The 19,188-nt window shown below is 73.5% G+C and carries 15 protein-coding genes and 1 pseudogene; 7 read left to right on the top strand and 9 right to left on the bottom strand.

The window, feature by feature from the left end; translation table 11 throughout:
• Window positions 1-26: 26 nt before the first annotated feature.
• From ACZ4UB_RS11210 to ACZ4UB_RS11190, 5 genes and pseudogenes are all read left to right on the top strand, one after another.
• Window positions 27-1,829 (top strand): ABC transporter ATP-binding protein, encoded by a 1,803-nt coding sequence (locus tag ACZ4UB_RS11210; RefSeq protein ID WP_468069823.1) that lies wholly within the window; start codon window positions 27-29, stop codon window positions 1,827-1,829.
• A 66-nt stretch (window positions 1,830-1,895) separates the two neighbouring features.
• Window positions 1,896-3,065: pseudogene (locus ACZ4UB_RS11205) on the top strand (cation:proton antiporter domain-containing protein); the annotation flags it as partial.
• Window positions 3,066-3,284: 219 nt separating this feature from the next.
• Entirely contained in the window at window positions 3,285-3,860 is a 576-nt protein-coding gene (locus ACZ4UB_RS11200) for a TerD family protein (protein ID WP_468069951.1), read from the top strand.
• Between the two features lie 55 nt (window positions 3,861-3,915).
• Window positions 3,916-4,500, top strand: a complete 585-nt coding sequence (locus ACZ4UB_RS11195) for a TerD family protein (RefSeq protein ID WP_468069822.1) — start codon at window positions 3,916-3,918, stop codon at window positions 4,498-4,500.
• Window positions 4,501-4,815: 315 nt separating this feature from the next.
• Entirely contained in the window at window positions 4,816-5,571 is a 756-nt protein-coding gene (locus ACZ4UB_RS11190) for a methyltransferase domain-containing protein (RefSeq protein WP_468069820.1), read from the top strand.
• A gap of 44 nt (window positions 5,572-5,615) precedes the next feature.
• Here ACZ4UB_RS11190 and ACZ4UB_RS11185 read toward each other — a convergent pair whose 3' ends face one another.
• The 5 genes from ACZ4UB_RS11185 to ACZ4UB_RS11165 all read right to left on the bottom strand — a co-directional run bounded on the left by ACZ4UB_RS11185 (window position 5,616) and on the right by ACZ4UB_RS11165 (window position 12,521).
• Window positions 5,616-6,458 carry a hypothetical protein gene (locus ACZ4UB_RS11185; protein WP_468069818.1) on the bottom strand — a complete coding sequence of 281 codons (843 nt, stop codon included), beginning with the start codon at window positions 6,456-6,458 and terminating at the stop codon, window positions 5,616-5,618.
• 160 nt (window positions 6,459-6,618) lie between these two features.
• Entirely contained in the window at window positions 6,619-7,554 is a 936-nt protein-coding gene (locus ACZ4UB_RS11180) for an SDR family oxidoreductase (RefSeq protein ID WP_468069817.1), read from the bottom strand.
• 32 nt (window positions 7,555-7,586) lie between these two features.
• Window positions 7,587-8,174 carry a TetR/AcrR family transcriptional regulator gene (locus ACZ4UB_RS11175; protein ID WP_468069815.1) on the bottom strand — a complete coding sequence of 196 codons (588 nt, stop codon included), beginning with the start codon at window positions 8,172-8,174 and terminating at the stop codon, window positions 7,587-7,589.
• Between the two features lie 79 nt (window positions 8,175-8,253).
• A complete protein-coding gene (locus ACZ4UB_RS11170) occupies window positions 8,254-12,147 on the bottom strand; it encodes a hypothetical protein (RefSeq protein WP_468069814.1) in 3,894 nt (1,297 codons plus the stop codon).
• Entirely contained in the window at window positions 12,144-12,521 is a 378-nt protein-coding gene (locus ACZ4UB_RS11165; RefSeq protein WP_468069813.1) for a hypothetical protein, read from the bottom strand. Before ACZ4UB_RS11165 ends, ACZ4UB_RS11170 begins: the two co-directional genes overlap by 4 nt.
• Before the next feature lie 162 nt (window positions 12,522-12,683).
• Between ACZ4UB_RS11165 and ACZ4UB_RS11160 the strand changes: the two genes are divergently transcribed.
• A complete protein-coding gene (locus ACZ4UB_RS11160) occupies window positions 12,684-13,148 on the top strand; it encodes a hypothetical protein (protein ID WP_468069812.1) in 465 nt (154 codons plus the stop codon).
• 48 nt (window positions 13,149-13,196) lie between these two features.
• Here ACZ4UB_RS11160 and ACZ4UB_RS11155 read toward each other — a convergent pair whose 3' ends face one another.
• From ACZ4UB_RS11155 to ACZ4UB_RS11140, 4 genes are all read right to left on the bottom strand, one after another.
• Window positions 13,197-13,700, bottom strand: a complete 504-nt coding sequence (locus ACZ4UB_RS11155) for a hypothetical protein (protein ID WP_468069810.1) — start codon at window positions 13,698-13,700, stop codon at window positions 13,197-13,199.
• A gap of 3 nt (window positions 13,701-13,703) precedes the next feature.
• A complete protein-coding gene (locus tag ACZ4UB_RS11150) occupies window positions 13,704-14,741 on the bottom strand; it encodes an SCO0930 family lipoprotein (protein WP_468069809.1) in 1,038 nt (345 codons plus the stop codon).
• Between the two features lie 187 nt (window positions 14,742-14,928).
• Window positions 14,929-16,377 carry an NADH-ubiquinone oxidoreductase-F iron-sulfur binding region domain-containing protein gene (locus ACZ4UB_RS11145; RefSeq protein ID WP_468069807.1) on the bottom strand — a complete coding sequence of 483 codons (1,449 nt, stop codon included), beginning with the start codon at window positions 16,375-16,377 and terminating at the stop codon, window positions 14,929-14,931.
• The gene (locus ACZ4UB_RS11140; protein WP_468069806.1) at window positions 16,374-17,516 is read right to left on the bottom strand and encodes a hypothetical protein; all 1,143 of its coding nucleotides are present in this window, start codon (window positions 17,514-17,516) and stop codon (window positions 16,374-16,376) included. Before ACZ4UB_RS11140 ends, ACZ4UB_RS11145 begins: the two co-directional genes overlap by 4 nt.
• Window positions 17,517-17,871: 355 nt before the next feature.
• On the opposite strand from ACZ4UB_RS11140, the gene ACZ4UB_RS11135 reads away from it, so the two are divergent.
• Window positions 17,872-19,038, top strand: a complete 1,167-nt coding sequence (locus tag ACZ4UB_RS11135) for a PucR family transcriptional regulator (RefSeq protein WP_468069805.1) — start codon at window positions 17,872-17,874, stop codon at window positions 19,036-19,038.
• The last annotated feature ends 150 nt before the right edge of the window (window positions 19,039-19,188 follow it).

Here is a 19,188-nt window from a genome sequence, read left to right as displayed (position 1 = left end):
GGCGGAGCACGGAGGAAAGGAATGTTGTGAACCCCGCATCCGCCCCGGAGACGACGGGTGCCGAATCCCCGCGCGCCCGCGAGACGCTCACGGCACTGTACGGATACGTCCGCCCGCACCGGTGGGCCGTCGGCCTCGGTCTGCTGTTGGCGCTGGCGGGGGCCGCCGGAGGGCTGCTCCAGCCGCTCGCGACGAAGGTGCTGGTCGACCGGCTCTCCTCCGGTGGCACGCTCGCCACCGTCCTGTGGGCCCTGACCGCACTGGTGCTGCTGAGCACGGTGGCCGAGGCGTTCGGCGCGTACGTACTGGAGCGGACGGCGGAGTCGGTGGTCCTGGCCGCCCGGCGCAGCCTCATCGGCCGGATGCTGCGGCTGCGGCTCACCGAGGTGGACCGGATGCAGCCGGGCGATCTGATGTCACGGGTGACGTCCGACACCACGCTGCTGCGGGCCGTCAGTACCCAGGCGGTGGTCCACGCCGCGACCGGAACGCTGACGCTGATCGCGGCGATCGTCGTGATGGCCCTCCTGGACGCCGTCCTGCTCGGCGTCGCCCTCGTCGTGATCGCGGTCGTCGGCGCGGGCGCGGTCCTGGTGATGCCGAAGATCGGGGAGGCCGCCGAGCGCTCCCAGGCCGCGGTCGGGGAGATGTCCACCGGCCTGGAGCGGGTCTTCGGGGCGTTTCGCACGGTGCAGGCGTCCGGCGCCGAGAAGCGGGAGACCGCTCGCCTCGAGGCGTCGGCCCGGCGGGCGTGGCACCACGGCGTGCGCGGCGCGAAGTGGGAGGCCCTGCTGGGAACGGCGGACAACCTCGCCGTCCAGCTGGCGTTCCTCGCGGTGCTCGCGGTCGGCGGGGCGCGGGTGGCGTCCGGGGACATTCCCGTCTCCACGCTCATCGCCTTCCTGCTGTACCTCTTCTACCTGATGGAGCCGGTGTACAAGCTGGTCGAGGCAGCCACCAAGTACCAGGAGGGCGCGGCCGCGATCTCCCGGATCAAGGCGGTGGACCGCCTGGCGGCGGAGCCGCCGGCCACGCACCGGCCGGAGCGGCCCCGGGCTTGGGCAGCGGTGCGGCGTCCGGCGTCGGTCCGCTTCGAGGACGTGTCCTTCCGCTACGGGCCCGACCTGCCGTACATCCATCAGCAGGTGGACTTCGAGGTGCCGGGCGCCGGGATGACGGCCTTCGTCGGGCCTTCGGGTGCGGGCAAGTCGACGGTCTTCTCGCTGCTCGAGCGGTTCTACGAGACGACCGGCGGCCGGATCCTGGTCGACGGCGAGGACGTGCGCCAGTGGCCGCTGTCCGAGCTGCGGTCCGTCATCGGGTACGTCGAGCAGGACGCGCCGGTACTGGCCGGCACCTTGCGGGAGAACCTGGTCTTCGCCGCGCCCGACGCGACCGACGAAGACGTAGGCGCCGTCCTCGCCCGGACCCGCCTCGACGCCCTCGTCGAGCGGCTCCCGCACGGCCTGGACACCCTGGTCGGGCACCGCGGCTCGAAGCTGTCCGGCGGCGAGCGCCAGCGCGTCGCGATCGCCCGCGCGCTGCTGCGCGCACCACGGCTGCTGCTGCTGGACGAGGCGACCTCGCAGCTCGACGCCGTCAACGAGCTGGCGCTGCGGGACGTCATCACCGAGATCGCACGCGAGAGCACCGTGCTGGTGGTGGCGCACCGTCTGTCGACGGTCACCGACGCGGACCGCATCGTCGTCATGGACGCGGGCAGGGTCCGCGCGGTCGGCACCCACGCGGAGCTGGTGGCCGAGGACGAGCTGTACGCGCGGCTCGCGGCGACCCAACTCCTGATCCCGGCGCAGCACCCCGCCGGGTGAGAAGGCTCTGCCCCACCGGTCGTGACCGGCCGTTCCCTGTCCTGATGTCCTGAAGCGGGTTTCCTGATGACGTTTGTCCTGATCGTGATCACCGCGGTGGTGGCCGGGTGGTCGCTCGTCGCCGGGCGGCTGGAGCGCCTGCACGTACGGGCGCCCCTGGTCCTGGTGCTCGCGGGGGCCGTCACCGGCGTCTTCACGCAGAGCCAGATCGCCGCCACGCTCAACTCGGAGATCGCCCTGCGCGTGGTGGAGGTGATCCTGGCCGTCCTGCTGTTCGTCGACGCCACGGAGCTGCCGGGAGGGCGGCTGTTCGGCCGTGATCCCGGCTCGGCCGCCCGGGCGCTCCTGGTGGCGCTGCCGCTGAGCCTGATCCTGACGGTCGTGCTGGGGGCGTGGCTGCTGCCCGGTCTGCCGCTGGTGGTGCTGCTGCTGATCGCGTGCATCATCGTGCCCACCGACTTCGCCCCCGCCGAACTCCTCGTGCGCGATCGGCGCATCCCGGAGAAGGTGCGCAGCGTGCTCAACGTGGAGAGCGGCTACAACGACGGGATCGTGTCGCCCCTCTTCCTCTTCGCGGTGATCCTGGCCGGGTCGAAGTCCCAAGCGCGCACTCCCATGGAGGCGTTGGCCACGGCGGTGCCGTTCGCGCTGAAGGCGCTCGTCGTCGGCGCCCTGCTGGGCGCGTTGGTCGCGTGGCTGATGAACCTGGCCGACCGTGCCCACTGGATGACCGAGCAGTCGAGGCGGACCCTGGTCCTGATCGCACCGCTGCTCACCTACACCGCGACCGTGGCGGTGGACGGGAACGGTTTCGTGGCCGCGTTCGTGTGCGGGATCGCCTTCCGCTTCGTACGGCAGGCACCGGTCCGCCGGCACGGCGCCCAGGCTCCGGCCGCCTCGGACTTCCAGCTCATCGAGGACACCAACTCGATGCTGACCATGGTCATGTGGTTCTTCTTCGGGAACGCGGTGGTGCTCGCCCTGAGCGAGGGCGTCGATTGGCACGTCTTCGTGCTCTGCGCGGCCGCACTCACCGTCCTGCGGATCCTGCCGATCGCGCTGGCCTTCCTCGGCTCCCGGTTCAGCTGGCGCGAACGGCTCCTGGTCGGCGCGCTCGGACCGCGGGGCACCACCTCGATCGTCTTCGGCCTGCTCGCCTTCAACGCCCTTCCGCTCGGGTCCTACGCCGACACCGCCCTGGATGCCATGACGCTCGCCGTGCTCGGCAGTGTCCTGCTCCACGGCGGCGGTTCCATGGCCATGGCCCGGCTGCTGGCGCCGCCCGCCTCGTCCCGGGCCGCTGGTGCGGAGCCCCCGCCGGGTGGCGGGGGCTCCGGTGGCTACCCGGCGGGGTGCGGCCGGACACCTGCCGGATTCCGGGCGGGCCGATGGTTGGCGAAGGTGGAGACATCGCACGAGGTGCGCAACCGCAACCGCACGAAGGAGAGCAGCACCATGGGAGTTTCCCTGGCCAAGGGCGGCAACGTCTCGCTCAGCAAAGAGGCGCCCGGCCTCACCGCCGTCCTCGTCAGCCTCGGCTGGGACGTACGGGTGACGACGGGAACCGACTACGACCTCGACGCCAGCGCGCTGCTGTGCGACGAGAACGGCAAGGTCGCCGCCAACGGGCGGTTCGTCTTCTACAACAACCTGCGCAGCCCCGACGGCTCGGTCGAGCACACCGGGGACAACCTGACCGGTGACGGCGAGGGGGACGACGAGACCGTCAAGGTCGACCTCGCCGCCGTCCCGGCCGACGTCGCCCGGATCGTCTTCCCCGTCTCCATCCACGACGCGCACGCCCGTGGTCAGAGCTTCGGCCAGGTCCGCAACGCCTACATCCGCGTCGTGAACCAGGCTGGCGGCGCCGAGATCGCCCGCTACGACCTCTCCGAGGACGCCGCCACCGAGACCGCGATGGTCTTCGGCGAGCTGTACCGGGGCGGTGCGGAGTGGAAGTTCCGCGCGGTGGGCCAGGGGTACGCCTCGGGCCTGGCCGGCATCGCCCAGGACTTCGGCGTCAGCCTCTGACCCCGAAGCCACCCCACACCCGACGCACCGACCTTCCAAGGGAATCGAAGCCACCATGACGGTGAACCTCGCCAAGGGCCAGCAGATCAGCCTGACCAAGACCGACGGCCGCCCCCTGACCCTGATCCGCATGGGACTGGGCTGGCGGGCGGCCCGGCGCCAGGGCCTGCTCGCCCGGTTCATGACGCCGCGCGACATCGATCTCGACGCGTCGGCCGTGTTGTTCAGCGGCGGCCGCTTCATCGACGTCGTCTACTTCGCCCACCTGCACAGCGACGACGGTGCGGTGGCGCACTCCGGCGACAACCGGACCGGCGGCACGGGCGCGGGCGGTGACGACGAGTCCATCCGCGTGGACCTGCCCCGGCTCTCGCCTCACGTCGACCAGATCGTGTTCTTCGTGACCTCTTTCAGCGGTGAGACCTTCGAGGCGATCGAGAACGCGCACTGCAGGCTCGTCGACGAGGTCACCGGGCAGGAGCTGGCCCGGTACACGCTGGCCGAGGGCGGCCCGCACACCGCGCAGATCATGGCCAAGGTCGTCCGCAGGGGGGACGTGTGGACCATGATCGCCATCGGCCAGGCCGAGAGCGGCTGGACCTTCGAGGACCTGCTGCCGGCCGTCGCCCGCCACGTGTGACGACCCGCGACCCGGGAGGGCGTCATGACGCACACCGAGCTCGCCCGGCGGACGAGGTGCCGATGGAGCGCCCGCCCGAGCTCCCCGGAGGAGACGGCACGGAACAGCTCCTGGACCGGGCGCTCCTGCTGCTGCGCCGAGAACTGACCGGACGCGAGAGCGCCGCCTGAGGGACGTCTGCGCCTCGGGGCGGGGCACTTCTCTCTCCGGAATGCCGTATTCACCCCCATTGACGGAAAGCGTCGGTGATGATGGTCGGACAATGCTCGGATCCGGGGGCGGCCCGGGAGGTCATGCCGAATGAGGGCAGCGGAAATGGCAACGGCAGCGGTGAAGTCGGGCCTCAAACGGCTCCTGGGGCGCACCGGGTTCGACCTCGTGCGCAGCACCAACAGCCGGGGCGGGGTCGATGACTTCCTGCCGTTCGAGGCGACGGTCCGGGCCGCGCGGTCGGCCGGTCTGTCGGTCGGTGATTACATCGACGAGGTCATGAACGGCACTCCCGGCGCCACCCAGGCCACCATCGACGAGTTGCGCGCGCTCGGCGTCTTCGCCGCCGACCCCAGGACGGTGCTGGAGATCGGCCCCGGGTCCGGCCGGTACCTGGAGAAGACGCTCCAGGAGTGCTCTCCGGATCGTTACGAGATCTACGAGACGGCAGCGCCCTGGGCCGGTTACCTCGTGGACCGGTTCGAGGTGGTCGCCCTGCCGACGGCGCAGTGCAGTCTGGCCCCGACGCCCGACGGGAGCGTCGATCTCGTCCAGGCCCACAAGGTCTTCAACACCGTGACCTTCCTGAGCGCCTCGCGCTACTTCCTGGAGATGGCGCGCGTCACGCGCCCCGGCGGCCGGATCGTCTTCGACGTCATGACGGAGACCTGCCTGGACCCGGCCACGATGCGCGCGTGGGCGGCGCAGGGAGGCGCGGGACACGACTCCTACCCGGCCGCGATGCCCCGCCGGGCGTGCGTGGACCTCTTCGCGACGCTCGACTGCACCTTGGAGGCCAGCTTCCCGGCCCGGATGGGCTTCGCCTCCACCGAGGTCCTCGTGTTCGGCAAGGGGGCCTGACCCCGGACCGGCAACGGTCCGGGGCCCCGGCCGACGGCGTCCGGTCAGACCTTGCGGATGTTGTACGACATGCCGCTGCCGACACAACCGGAGTTCTGGTAGGAGCCGGTGACGACCCACCCTGCCGGGATCGGGGAGAAGGAACACACGGAGGCGTAGCTCGCGGCGGACACGTTGCTGATGCTGTAGGCGACGCCGGATCCTGCGCAACCGGCGCTCGAGTAGGAGCTGGTGACGACCCAGCCCGCCGGGATCGGGGAGAACGAACACACCGTCGCGTAGTTCGCGCCCGACACGTTGCTGATGCTGTACGCGACACCCGAACCGGCGCAACCCGCACTCGAATACGAGCTGGTGACCACCCAACCCGCCGGGATCGGGGAGAACGAACACACCGTCGCGTAGTTCGCGCCCGACACGTTGCTGATGCTGTACGCGACACCCGAACCGGCGCAACCCGCGCTCGAATACGAGCTGGTGACCACCCAACCCGCCGGAATCGGGGAGAAGGAGCACACGGTCGCGTACTTGGCCGCGGCCATGTTGCCGATGCTGTAGGCGACGCCGGATCCGGCGCAACCGGCACTCGAATAGGAGCTGGTGACGACCCAGCCCGCCGGGATCGGGGAGAAGGAGCAGACCGTGATGGCGTTCTGCCCGGCCGAATCGGCGATGGTGTAGGCGACGCCGGTGCCGGGACAGCCGCTGGATCTGTACGAGCTGGTGATGACCCACCCGGCCGGTACGGGTGAGTTGGAGCAGACGGTCGCGCTGGCAGCGGCCTTCTGCGCGGCCGCCTGCGACGGTGCGGTCATGGCGGTCATCACGCCCAGCATCAACAACACGACCGTCACCAGGTGCGGGACGCGGTTCCGTAAGGTCTTCAAGGCCGGCCTCATGTCTTCTCTGCGTTCTACGAATGCGTGGATGCGGATGAGATGAAGCGGCGGCTCGATGAAGACTCGGCCCAACAGCGGTCCATCTCGGGTGAGATGGTGTCAGAGTCACCCGAGGGGCACCAGTGTCGCCATGGACACCGAAAACCGGTCAGAGCGCCTCCCCCAGGGGGCCGAACTCGTCCTCCAGGTTCGCGGCCCAGTGCGCGGCGAAGTCGGGCTGGGTGCCGTCGGCGTCGGTGAACCCGTACTCCCGGTACAGACCCCATGTCGCCAGTGCGCGACCGGACTTGGTCATGACGTCGGAGTCGGCGGCGAGTGCGGCGACCGCGCGGCCGAGGTAGGCGGGGCTTTCGGAGTGCGCGAAGTTCGGGTCCTGCGCCGCGCCCTCGCGCCAGGTGTCCTCGGTGACGCCGAGGTGGTCGAGCATGGCTTCGGAGCGCAGGAAGCCGGGGGTGAGGGCGACGGCCGCCACGCCGTACGGCCTCAGCTCGGCGGCTTGGGCGACGGCGAGGCGGATCACGCTCGACTTGGCCAGGTCGTAGAAGAAGGAGCCCCGGTAGCGGGCGGTGTTGCCGTCGGTGACCTCGACGACCAGTCCGCTCCTACGGGCGGTCATCAGGGGCAGGGCGTAGCGGCTGGTGATCACGTGCGTGTCGACGGCCTGCCGCAGGAGCCGGAAGCCGGTGTCGAGGTCCTGCTCCCAAAGGGGGTGTTGCCAGTCGGTCAGCGGGTCACCGCCCCAGACGCAGTTGACCAGCACGTCGAGCCGCCCGTCCTGTTCGGCCGCGATGCGCGCCACGAGGGCCTCGACCTCGTCGGGCCGGCTGTGGTCCACCCGGGCCGCGATGCCCCTGCCGCCAGCGGCGGTGACCCGGGCGGCGGTCTCCTCGATGGTCTCCGGACGGTCCAGGTCGGAGCGTCCGGCGGCGCTGCTGCGGCCGGTGACGTAGACGGTCGCGCCGGCGGCCCCGAGCGCGAGGGCGATGCCCCGGCCGCCGCCCCGGGTTCCTCCGGCGACCAGGGCCACCCGACCCGTGAGCGGCTGCGGCTGCGGCTGCGTGTGCGTGTGCGTGTGCGTCGTCATGATTCCTCCGGGTCGAACGTCATGGGGTCGGATCACGTCGGTACGTGCGGGGACAGCGCGGTGTCCAGCTCCTGCCGCAGGTGCTGCGCGAGGCCGCCCTCGCGCCCGACCGCCCAGGTGACGCCGGTACCCGCGATGACGACCTGGATCGTGCGGGCCAAGGCCGCCGCATCCGTGCCGGGGCGCAGCTCGCCCGCGGCGACCGCCTCCGTCAGCAGGCCGAGGATCGCCTCCGTCTGGGCACGGTGGACCGTGAGCGCGCGCTCGTACAGCTCCGGGTCCCCGAGGTCGGCGCACCAGAACGCGAGGTGGTTGGCGAAGGCCTCGGGGGTGTCCATGGCCGCGGTCCACTCCGCGATCAGGGCCGCCAACGCGTCGAGCGCACCTTCGTGCACGGCGCGGACCCGGACGATCAGCTCACCGATGTCCTCGACCGTCCGGTCGGCCAGGGCCACCAGCAGGCCGTGCTTGGAGCCGAAGCGTTGGGTCAGCGTCCCCGGCACCAGGGCGACTTCGCGCGCCACGGCCGCCAGCGTGAAGCCGGCCGGACCCACCCGGCCCATGACCTCGGTCGCCGCGCGCAGGATCGCCAGGTCGTCCACCCCACGGGGTCGCGCCATCCCCTTCACCTCCGGTTAATAAATGGCTGTTCATTTATTAAAACACCCAGATCCCCCGCATCCCAAGCGCCGCGGCGGATCAGGCGCCCAGGACGTCCCGCACCAAGGTGCGCAGGGCGTGGGAGTCCATGGCGGCGAGGTGGGCGACGAGTGCCGGGTCGAACGAGAGGGCCAGGGCCTCCGCCAGCAACCGGGGCGCGCCCGTGGCACGGGAGATCCCGCCGAGGGCGCGCGCCCGGTGCCCGGGGTAGGGCAGCGCACGGGCCAGGGCGAGGGCCTCGGACGTCAGGCCCGCTCCGGCCAGCGCCACGGCGATGTCCGTCCGCGTGGCGGCCCGCAGCCTCGGGGGGAGGTCGAGGACCATGTCGAACGCCGCGCCCGACTCCCCCGCCGTCGCCGCGACGACGGCGATCGCGGCCAACGCCTCGGCCCGGTCGTCCTCATCGGTGATGGTGCGCGCGAGTTCGGCCGCCGCCGCGCGGTCCCCGGACTCCGCCGTGGCCACGGCGATGGCCGCGAGCGCCTCGCCCCGCAGTTCGGCGTGGGGGATGGTGTCGACCAGCTCGAACGCCTCCTTCCGCTCCCGCGCCGCCGCCACGCACCGCGCGACGGACGCCAAGGTCCGAGCCTGGAGGACCGGAAGGGAAAGGGTGGCGACGCACACGAAGGCCGCGTCCCGATCCCCCGACTCCGCCAGCGCCACGGCGATGAGGGCGCGCGCCTCCTGCCGCCGGGTCGGGTGGGTGAGCGCACCGGCGAGCGCGAGGGCCTCGTCCACCTTCCCCGATCCGGCCATCGCCGCCGCGATGCGTCCGGTCGCGCGAGCCCGCCACGAGGGGACGTCGATCGAGCCGGTGAGGTCGACCGCCGCTTGGTGCCGTCCCATCGCGGCCAGGGCCACGGCGACGTCCTCGTACGCCCGGGCCCGGGCATCGCCATGGGTGATCGCGCCGGCGAGGTCGACCGCGGCGTCCACCGCGTCGGCCGCGGCCAGTGCCCCGGCGACGTCCGCCAGAGCCCAGGCCCACTGCTCGTGGTCGGAGGCGGTAGCGGCCGAACCGAGGACGGACGCGACGAGACCCGCGGTGTCCAGTGCGACGGGGGGATCGGCCGCGGCCGACGCGGCCACGGCGACCGCCAAGAGCCGCAGTTGGTGCGTGGCGGCGCTGCTGTGAGCCAGCCGCGCCGTCGTCTCGGCCAGCCGTTCGGCGGCCGCCGCGTCGCCCTCCTCCGCCATCGTCTCGGCCGTGCGCCCGAGGACGTTGAGGTCGGTGACGAGATCGGTGACGAGATCGGTCGCCTCGTGGCCCGCGGCGCCCTTCGCCCCGTCGTGGCCGGTCCGCGCCCCGGCCATGACGATGCCCTCGTACGCACTGGCCCGGGCATCGGCGTCGGCGATCGCGCGGGCGAGCGCGATCGCCGCACCGCGCTCCCCGTTCTCCGCGGTCGCCCGGGCGATTCCCGTCAAGGCCCACGCCTGTTGTTCGGGGTCGGCGATGGAGCGGGCCAACTCGACCGCCCCGGCCGTCTCCCGGGCCGTTGCCATCGCCCTGGCGACCTCGGCGAGCGCCCACACTTGCTGCTCGGGCACGGCGACGGTACGGGCCAACTCGACGCCCCCCTGGTGGTTCCCCGCCGCCGCCATCGCCCTGGCGATCTCGGCGAGCGCCCACGCCCGCTGCGCGGGATCGGTGATGCTATGGGCCAACTCGCCCGCCTCGGCGTGTTGTTCGCCGGATTTCGCCATGGCCACGGCAATGCCCCTGATCGCCTGCGCACGTTGTTCGGGATGGCCCAGGGTGCGGGCGAGCTCGACCGCGGGACCGTACGCCCCGCCTTCCGCCATGGTCACCGCGATGCCGGAGAGCGCCCGGCCCCGCTGTCCGGGATCGGCGATGGCTCCGGCGAGTTCGACCGCCCCCGCGTGGTCGCCCCCTTCCACCACGATCCACGCGACGTCCGTGAGCGCCATCGCCCGGTGCTCGGGGTCCGCGATCGTACGGGCCAGCTCCGCCGCGCCGCCGTGGTCGCCCGCTTCCGCCATCGCCCGGGCCACGCTGATGAGGGCCTGGGCCCGTAGCTCCGGGTGGACGACGCCGCGGGCGAGCCCGGTCGCGGGGCCGAACGCGCCAGCGGCGGCCATGGCCACGACGATGCTCGTCACGGCCTGGGCCGACTGGTCGGGATCGGTGACGGACGAGGCCAGCCGGATCGCCTCGTCCCACCGGGAGCTGGCCGCCAGGGCCTGGGCGATCTCCGTCAGCGCCCGCCCCCGCGCCTCCGGGGTGGCGAGGGCCCGGGCCGCCTCGATGACCTGCTCCGTGGCCTCCGCGGTGGTGCCGGCCGCGGTCAGGATGCTGCCCAGCAGGGTCTGTCCCGGCGTCAGGGGCGGGTGGCTGCGGTGCGTGGCGGCGGTGATCGCCCGGCGCAGGTGCCCCAGCCGGGCCCAGGTGGTGATGACGGTCGCGGGCAGGACGTCGGCCGTGTGCTGGAGGCTCTCGCGCCGGTGGGCGAGTCGGACGCAAGGGGCGAGGTCGGGGTCGTCCGGGGCGGCGAGGTGGAGCTGGAACGCGGCGGCGATCTCGCTGAACGCCTGGCTGTCGGTACCGGTCGTCTGCCACAGGCGTTCGTGCCGGGACCGGTCGGTGGCCAGCGCGGTCAGGCGGGCGGTATCCGCACGCTCGTGGAGCAGTCGGGGATACCCGTTCAACAGGTATTCGGCGCAGGCGGCGGGCCAAGCGTCCTGTCGGGCGCGCTCGGCCCAGGCGTGGATGCGTGCCCGGTGGGCGTCCAGCTCGGCGGGGTCGAGGAGGCTGCGGGCGCCGGTGAGGAGGTCCTGGTGGGCGAAGGAGTAGAGGGGTTGCACCCGACCTTCGGCATCGGTGGCCCATTCGGCGGGCCGGTGCTGGAACGCCCGTCCGGTGCTGCCGCCGAGCACCAGCTCGACGCGTCGCCGCGAGGCGGTGGTCAGGTCGGCGAAGTCGGCGGGGCTCAGGCCGCCGCCGGCCGCCGCCGTGAGGCCGACGAGTTCCAGGCCGAGGCCACCGGAGGCGATGAGGGCCTCCAGGTTCCGTTCGGCATCGGCGCGCACCGCCTGCGCGGCGGGTGACACGGCGAGGGGGTGGTCGATGGCGGTCGTCAGGAGCGGCCCGGTCCGGACGTCGGCGGGGACCGGCGGGTGGGGGCGGCCGGCGAGGACGACCCGCAGGCCGCGCGGCGGCACCTGCGGCAGGCAGGCCGCGATGCTCTGGCCGCCCACGGCGGTGGGAACGCCCATGTCCTCGTCCATGCCGTCCACGACCAGTACGAGCCGACGCCCGGCGCCGAGGGCCCGGGCGGCCGCCCGGTCGAGGCCGTCGAGGAAGCCGCCGGGGGCGGTGCAGTCGACGTCGCCGTCCTGGAGGTAGGTGCGCAACTGCCCTTGGAGCGTGGTGAGGAAGGCGGTGCGGTCCGCCCGGCCGGTCATCCGCGCGGTGATGAAGAAGGCGAGCACGTCGACGCCGTCGGGCGGATCGAGGGCGAACTGGGCCATGAGCGCGGTCTTCCCGGCCCAGGCCGGCCCCAGCCACCGCCAGTAACCGCGGTGCACCGCCGTTCCGTTGCCGGCGCCGCCGTCCTCGCAGTCCCCTCCGTCGCCGTCCGGCGCGCTGGCGAAGTCGGCCATGGCCGCGAGTTCCTCGACCCGGCCCTCGAAGCGAGTGACGGCCGCGAGGTGGCGGATCTCCCGCCAGTACGCCGACCTCGGCTGCGCGGACCGCTGGCCGAGGATGACGTCTCCGTCGACGCGGATGCGGTTGCCGTCACCGCTGACCCCCAGCCCGATCGCACCGCCGGCGGCGATGGAGTGCTCGCCGCCCGCCACGGGTACGTACGCCGGCGCCCCCAGCAGCCCCTGCGTCCCCTTCGGCGGGGATGCCGCACGGGCGGGGAAGGGACCGCGCGGCCACCACCCCCGGGGTAACCAGCCGCTCACCGCTGTTCGTTCCCGTCACCGGTGACCGCCTCACCGATGCCACCGGCGGCCGCTACACCCCGCTCCCCCGGAACGGGCGGCCCGGCGGGCGGAGCCACGGGCGGCGCCGACACCGGGTCCGGCACTGCCGGCGCCGGACCGCGGAAGTGGTTGGCGTCACCGGTCACGACGCGGCCGATGCCTTGGCCGGACTGCACCGAACGGCTGCCGGCCGCCGCGGGACCGGTCCGTGCGGGGCGGGTCAGCCCGTGCACGGCGAGGGCGACGCCGCCGACGCCGGCCACCGCACCGACCACGCTGGCCACGCGGTCTCCCGTGTCCAGATCCACCACCAGGGCGAGGAGCACCATGCCCACGGCCACCGCTGCCGACACCGCACAGACCGCTCGCCAGATCCACCGGTTCCCCGGACCAGCCATCCCCGCCACCCCTCTTGGCACACCGTCACCAGTGCGTCCCCAAGAGTGTCCAGCCTCAGTCGCGGAAGCACCAGCCCGTGCGGGACGTCCGCGGGCCCGTTGCGCGATGATCTCCGCATGGAACCAGATCACCTCCCGACGACCGAATCCGCCGTCCGCGCGATCCGCGCGATCGCCGAGGAACACCGGCTGACCATGACCGTCACGGACGACATCGGGGCGGACCGGACCTCGCGCCGGACCTCCGCCGGTGTCTTCGCCGTCCTCGATCCCGACGGCTCCCTGCCGCACGAGGCGTTCGTCGAGCTGGCGGGCGTCCCCACCGTCGGCGTCCGCCTCTTCCCCGAGGACGACGCCAAGATCACGGTGGATCTGGTGGAGTTCGACGACGTGCCCCGTGACGCGGTGCCCGCTTTCCTCCGCTCGGTCTACGGCGGCCTCGCACACGCCAAGGGGCGCCTCTTCCCGCCCGGCCTCTGGCTGATCGTGCCGCTGCCCGGGGACACGACGTACAAGGAACGCGTCACCGTCACCCGGCCCACCAGCTGGCTCCTGGGAGACCGGGCCACCCGGGCGAGCTGAGGACCTCGTCCCGGGTGTCGATGACCCCGGCGCCGTCCGAGCGGCACCTCAGGAGTGCCCCGCGTGCGAGGGCGGTACGGGCGCCCCGCCCGCCGGGGCGGGGGACGCGCCGTGGGAGCCGGTGTGCGCGGTGCCGGAGCGGATGGTGCCGCCGAGGTGCTCGCGGGCCGGGGCCAGGGCCTCGGGCGAGGCGGCGGTGACGACCCAGCGCTCCCCCACGAGGTAGGTGCCGCCGTAGGCCTGTGATTCGGCCAGCCACACCGCCTGGCCCGCGTCCGCGGTGAAGGTGGCCATCCGGTAGCCCTCCTTGCCCGCGCCGCAGGCGCCCTCGCGCAGTTCGTCCGCCTCGACCGTCACCTCCGCCGTGCAGCCGAGGGCGGCGGCGAGCTCCTGGATCGTGCGGGATCCGGACCCGGCGGGAGCGGCGCGCGCGGCGGGCGCGGCGGACCCTCCGTGCGCCGTGGGCGCTCCGCATGCGGCGCACAGGAGGGACAGGGACAGGGCGGTCGCCGCGAGAACGCGGCGGCCGATGGTGCGCGGCGGGTTCGGCACGGGTCAGCCCGCCGCCGGGGCCTTCTTGCCCGCGTCGGTGACCGCGAACCAGAGCCCCTGCTTGTTGTGCCCGTTGGTCTGACCGGGCGCGGTGTCACCGGTGAAGGTGTAGACGGGCCAGCAGTCGATCGTCAACTGCATCGAGCCGTCGGGCCGTTTCACCGATCCGACCAATGCCTCGGGAATTGCCTTCACCTTCTTCTTGTCCACCGCCGCGGCCGGCTTCCACGTATCGAGGCAGCTGCCGAGGCAGCCGAATTTCATCGGCCAGGCACTGTCCTTGTTGAATCGATAAAGGGTGCGGCCCTGTCCGTCCACGAGAATGTTCCCGATCTTCGCGTCCTTCGTGACGGAGAGTTCCGCGCCCGCGCCCATATCACCCATGGTGGAGCCGTCCGCCGGTTTCGCCTCCGCCCCCTTCTGGTCCACGGCCTTCTTCCCGTCGGCCGCCAGCGCGTGCCAGGTGCCGCCGACCCCCTCCCCCTTCGCCTCGCCCGCCTGGGTGTCCTTCGCGTACCGGTACACGGGCCAGCCCGCGAGGGTGAGCTGGCGGCTCCCGTCCGGCCGGACGACCGCGCCCAGCAGGTCGGCCGAGATGCCCGCCGAGGCCGTGGCGTCGTCCGCCGGTACGGCGGGCCAGGTCGTGGCGCAGCTACCGTCGCAGGCGGACTTGGGCGGCTGTGCGGTGTCCTTGTCGAAGCGGTAGAGGGTGGCGCCGGCCCCGTCGGTGACCACGTTGCCCACCGACTGGATCGCCCGGACGGCCAGCTGCCCGGCCGGGCCGCCCTTCGCCCCGGCGGCGCTCCCGGAACCGGCGGCCGGGTCCGCCGCGGAGTCCGCTCCGTATCCGGATCCCGATCCGTAGCCGGAGCCGGAGCCGTAACCGTCGCCGTTCCCGTTGCCACCGCTCGGGGATTTGCTGCCGGCCGGCTGCGCCGCGTTCGCCGTACGGAAGTTCTCCGTATCGCTCCCGCAGCCCGCGGCCAGCAGCACCACCGCGGCAACCGATCCCAGCATGACCCCACGACGCTTGTTGTTCACGATTTCTCCTTCTGCCGAAGACATCCGGTGAATAGGGATGGTGAAGGGGGTGAAGGGGCCCGATGAAGGGGACCGACACTTTCACGCCCTGTTCCATTCATAGGGGCCGCGGACCCCCGCACCTTCGAAACTCCCGGAATTTGTCAGATCGCGCCAAAGGGTGAACTACCGAGAATTACTCCGAGGACTACTCCTGAATACGCAGAGCGAGCGCGGGACAACGCCGCACCGCGCGCAGGGCCTTCGGGCGCAGTTGCGCGGGGACCTCCATGACGCCCTGTGCCGGATAGCCGTCGCCGTCCAGCCGGACGACGTCGGGCAGCAGGTCCACGCACAGGCCGTGGCCCTTGCACAGGGTCCAGTCCACGACGAGGCGTTCGGGGTTCGCGTCGGCGGGCAGCGGCAGGGCGCCCAGCACGCGGCGCCCGCAGCCGCTGCCCACGGCGTGGTCGCGGAACTCGTCCGGGAAGACGGCGAGCGCGGAGGCCACGAAGGACGACGTGCCGTCGGGGTGGCTGCACGCGCCGCGGCGGCGCACCGCCCGCATCCGGGCCTCCACCGCTTCGAGCGCGGCCCGGCCGCCGCCGGCCACGAGGTCGGCGACGGCTCCGGCGAGCGACGGCAGTCCCCGCACGCACGGGCCGCACTGTCCGGCGCTCTCGTCGGCCATCCAGCGCACCACACGGGCCACTTCGCCCGCCGGACAGGTGTCCTCGGGCAGTGGCAGCACGGCGCCGGCGCCGAGCACCGCGTCGTAGGCGGCCAGGGATTCCCGGGAGAGCGCGGCGGACATCGCCGCCCCCGGGGTGAGCCAGCGGCCGTGGAAGCCCCCGACCAGGACGCCCTGGCCGGGTCCCGTTCCGCACAGCCCCAGTACGTAGGCGAGGGAGGTCCCCGTGGGCACCTCCACCACCGTCGAACCGGCGACCGTCAGCAGGAGGGTGCCCGGTTCCGCGGGGAGCCCGACGGACCGGTAGTCCAGTGCGCCGAGCCGGGCGGCGACGGCGAGTTGGGCGTAGGTCTCGGTGTTGGACAGCAGGGTCGGCAGGCCGCCGAGCCCGCGTTCGCTCGTGCGGACCTTCTGCCCGGACGGGAGGGCCTTGCCGCCGTCCAGCCCCGCGATCAGGGCGGTCCCCTCGCCCGTGACGAACCGCTCCGGCAGCCGGGTGACGCGGACCCGGCTGCCGGTGGGGCCGCGTTCGGCGACGGCGGCGCGCGCGGAGCGTTCCACGTCCTCCCGGGTCACGCCGACGACCACGTCCTCCGCGCCCAGGGCGGCGGCGGCGAGCAGCGCGCCGTCGAGCACGAGGTGCGGGGCGTGCAGCCACAGCGCGGCGTCCTTGAGGCAACTCGGTTCCCCTTCGGTGCCGTTGACGACCACCGCGGTGCGGCCCTCGCGCCCGCGGGCGGCGCGGGTCACGGCGCGGAGCTTGCGGGCGAAGGGGAAGCCCGCCCCGCCCCGCCCGCGCAGGTCCGTGTTCTCGGCCAGGGCGAGCAGTTCGTCGGGGCGGTACCGGGGCGGGCTGCCGTGTACGGCGAGGTGGCCGCGCCGGTCGAGCCGCTCCGCGACGTCGAGCCCGGCCAGCAGCCGGGGGTGCCCCACGCAGCCGAGGGCCGGGTGGGGCGCGTACGTCACTGTCGGCCCCGGATTCCGTCGAGGGGTGCGACGGGCCGGTCGGGGCCCGCCACCATCCCGCCGATGCCGAACACCGGTTCGTACGGCTGCGGTTCGGGCCAGGGCAGTACGGGCATGGGGGCCGGCGCGGTCCGGCCCGCCGCCACCGGCGCGGCGGCCATCGTCGGGGTGAGCGGTGCGGGGGGTGCCTGCGGCGGGGCGAGCGGGGCCGGGGGGCCGACCCGTACCTCCTGCGGGGAGCCGGGCGGGTCCAGTTGGCCCGCGAGGCGGGCGGTCAGGCGCTCGCCCGGCCGTTCGGCGGGCTGGTGGACGAACGAGCGGGCGGCGGCGGGGCCTTCGCCCGGCGCCCCGGTGGCCGCGGGCGCCGGGGCGGCGGCCGGGCGGGCGGGCTGGGCGGGCTCGGCGCGCAGCCGGCCGCGCAGCCGCAGGGCGAGCACGCCCGCGACCCCGATCAGGCACAGGGCGTACGCGACGGTCACCCACCCGCTGGCGGGACGGCCCGACTTGAGCCCGTGCACCAAGGAGGCGCCCCAGGCCGGGTAGGCGCCCATGTGCAGCGCCCGCCACCACATCGACCGGCCCTTGGTGGCGAACGCGCTGCGCACCGCGCCGGAGACCGCCACCGCCACGAAGAGGTACCCGGCGAGCGTGCCCAGCCCGATGAGCAGGGCCTGGTCGGTATCCGCGAAGGGGACGACGACCGCGGTGGCGGTGGTGTGCGACTCGGCGACCTTGACCCAGACGTGCAGGGCGAGGAAGCCCAGCCCCGCGACGGCGAGGCCGCGGTGCGCGCCCTGGGCGGCGAGCCGGTGGCCCGAGGCGAAGAGGGTCCGGTCGGTGGCGGCCAGGCCCCACAGGACGGCGGAGGTGAGCGAGACGAGCGAGAGCACGCCCGCCCCGTAGTCGAGGAAGTCCCACAGGTGGGACAGGGCGCCCGCCTGGGCGGCCACGCCCAGGGAGACCAGGGCCGCGAGGGCGGCCGCGGCCAGGGCGCCGGGGTGCGGGCCGCCCCGCGCGGAGAGCAGGGGCGGCCGTCGCAGGGCGCGACGACCGACCGCGGCGGCCGCGGCGGCGCTGGCGTGGCGTCTGGTGCGGAGGGCCCGGTGGGAGCGGGGCGCGCGGATCTGGGACAGGGGCATCGAGTTCTCCCATACGCCAGGACCGAGCACTCCACGTCACGCGCTCGGCGCCCGGGGTGATCGTCGGAACTGCTCGGCAGCGGGCGGCAGATGGGTGCCTCGCCGACCGGGAGCGGGGGCCGGAGTGCATGAGCATCGTGGAGCTTCGCAACGTCTCCACAGGATTTATCGAAACGTGACAACTTCTGGTGCCCACAGCGTCATCGCATCGAGTATCCCCGGAAGATTCCCTTCCAGTGGTGCGGAAGTGACCGGGTTGACGCCCGGTTCGCCGCTACACAGGGGGAGGCGGGCCCCGACGGGGCGTGCCACCCTCCCACGGGACAGGCCGTACCCCGGCATGAACGAGGTAACAATGTGCGAACTTCTCAACCGCATCTGGTCCCGCCCGCGCGGCGAATGGACCCGGGTCCTGCGAAAGGAACTGCCCGCCCTGGCCGCCAGCATCATGGAGGAACTCCGCGACGGGCTTCCGGAGTTCTCCACGCTGGTCGAGGACCTCGGCGACGACGTGGTCAGACAGCGGGTGGAGGCGGCCCTGCTCACGGTCCTCGGTTACCGCGAGAGCGCCACCGGCACCTGCGGCGGCGAGCCGGAGCCCGACCAGGCGGTCGCGGACCGGCAGGGGATCCCGGAGCGGCCCCGCATCCCCAAGCAGCGCGACGACGAGCCCGGCGCGCGAGCCCCGCGCCCCGCCCTGTCCGCCGTTCCCACCCAGGGCTCCGGCAGCGCTCCCGACCGCGCGCGGCGGGAGCTCTTCACCGTCCTCACGGGTGACATGACCATGGCTGACGTGCTCCTCGCCGAGCTGGCCGAGGCCGCGCACTGGCCCCTGCCGGACAGCGTGCGCGCCGTCGTCCTGGCCACCCCCGGGGACACCCAGCAGTTGGCGTCCCTCCTGGACGACGGCCTCGTGGGCATGGTGGGCGGCCAGCCGTGCCTGCTCGTCCCCAGCCCCGAGCCGGACGCCCGCGGCGCCCTGGAGGGCGCCCTGCGCGGCCGTTTCGCGGCCGTCGGCCACCCCGTCGCCCTGCGCGACAGCGCTTCCTCGCTGCGGTGGGCACTGCGGCTGCTGGCCCTCACCCCGACCCGTGCGGGGCTGGACGCGCGGCCCGTCTTCGTGGACGACCACCTCTCGACCCTGTTGCTGCTGCAGGACGAGCCCCTGGCGCACGCGTTGGCCGCGCGCTGGCTGCGGCCCCTGAACGACCTCACCCCCCGACAGAGCGAGCGGCTCGAAGTGACCCTGCTGGCCTGGTTGGAGGGCGGTGGCGCGCCCGAGGCGGCGAAGGCGCTGAGCGTGCACCCGCAGACCGTCCGCTACCGCATGCGGCAGTTGGAGAAGCTCTTCGGCCCCGGGCTGCGGGACCCGCGCACCCGGTTCGAACTGGAGATGGCCCTGCGCAGCCGCCGTCTGATGGCCCAAGTACGACGCCAGCACTCGCGCGTGGGCCGCAGGGCCCGCACCGTCACGGCGGACTTCCGCCCGCTGGACGTCATGGCCCGCGTCAACGGTCTCTGACCCGGCCACCTCACTCCCCCACCCACGGGCTCCGGGGCCCCCCCCCCCCCCCCGGGGGGGGGGGGGGGGGGGGAGGGGGGAGAGGAGGGGGGGGGGGGGGGGGGGGGGGGGGGACGCGGGGGAGAGGAGGGCCCCGGGGGGATGAAGAGA

It is taken from the genome of Streptomyces sp. NPDC028419, assembly GCF_055565515.1.
This window is presented reverse-complemented; position numbering and strand designations above follow the sequence as displayed.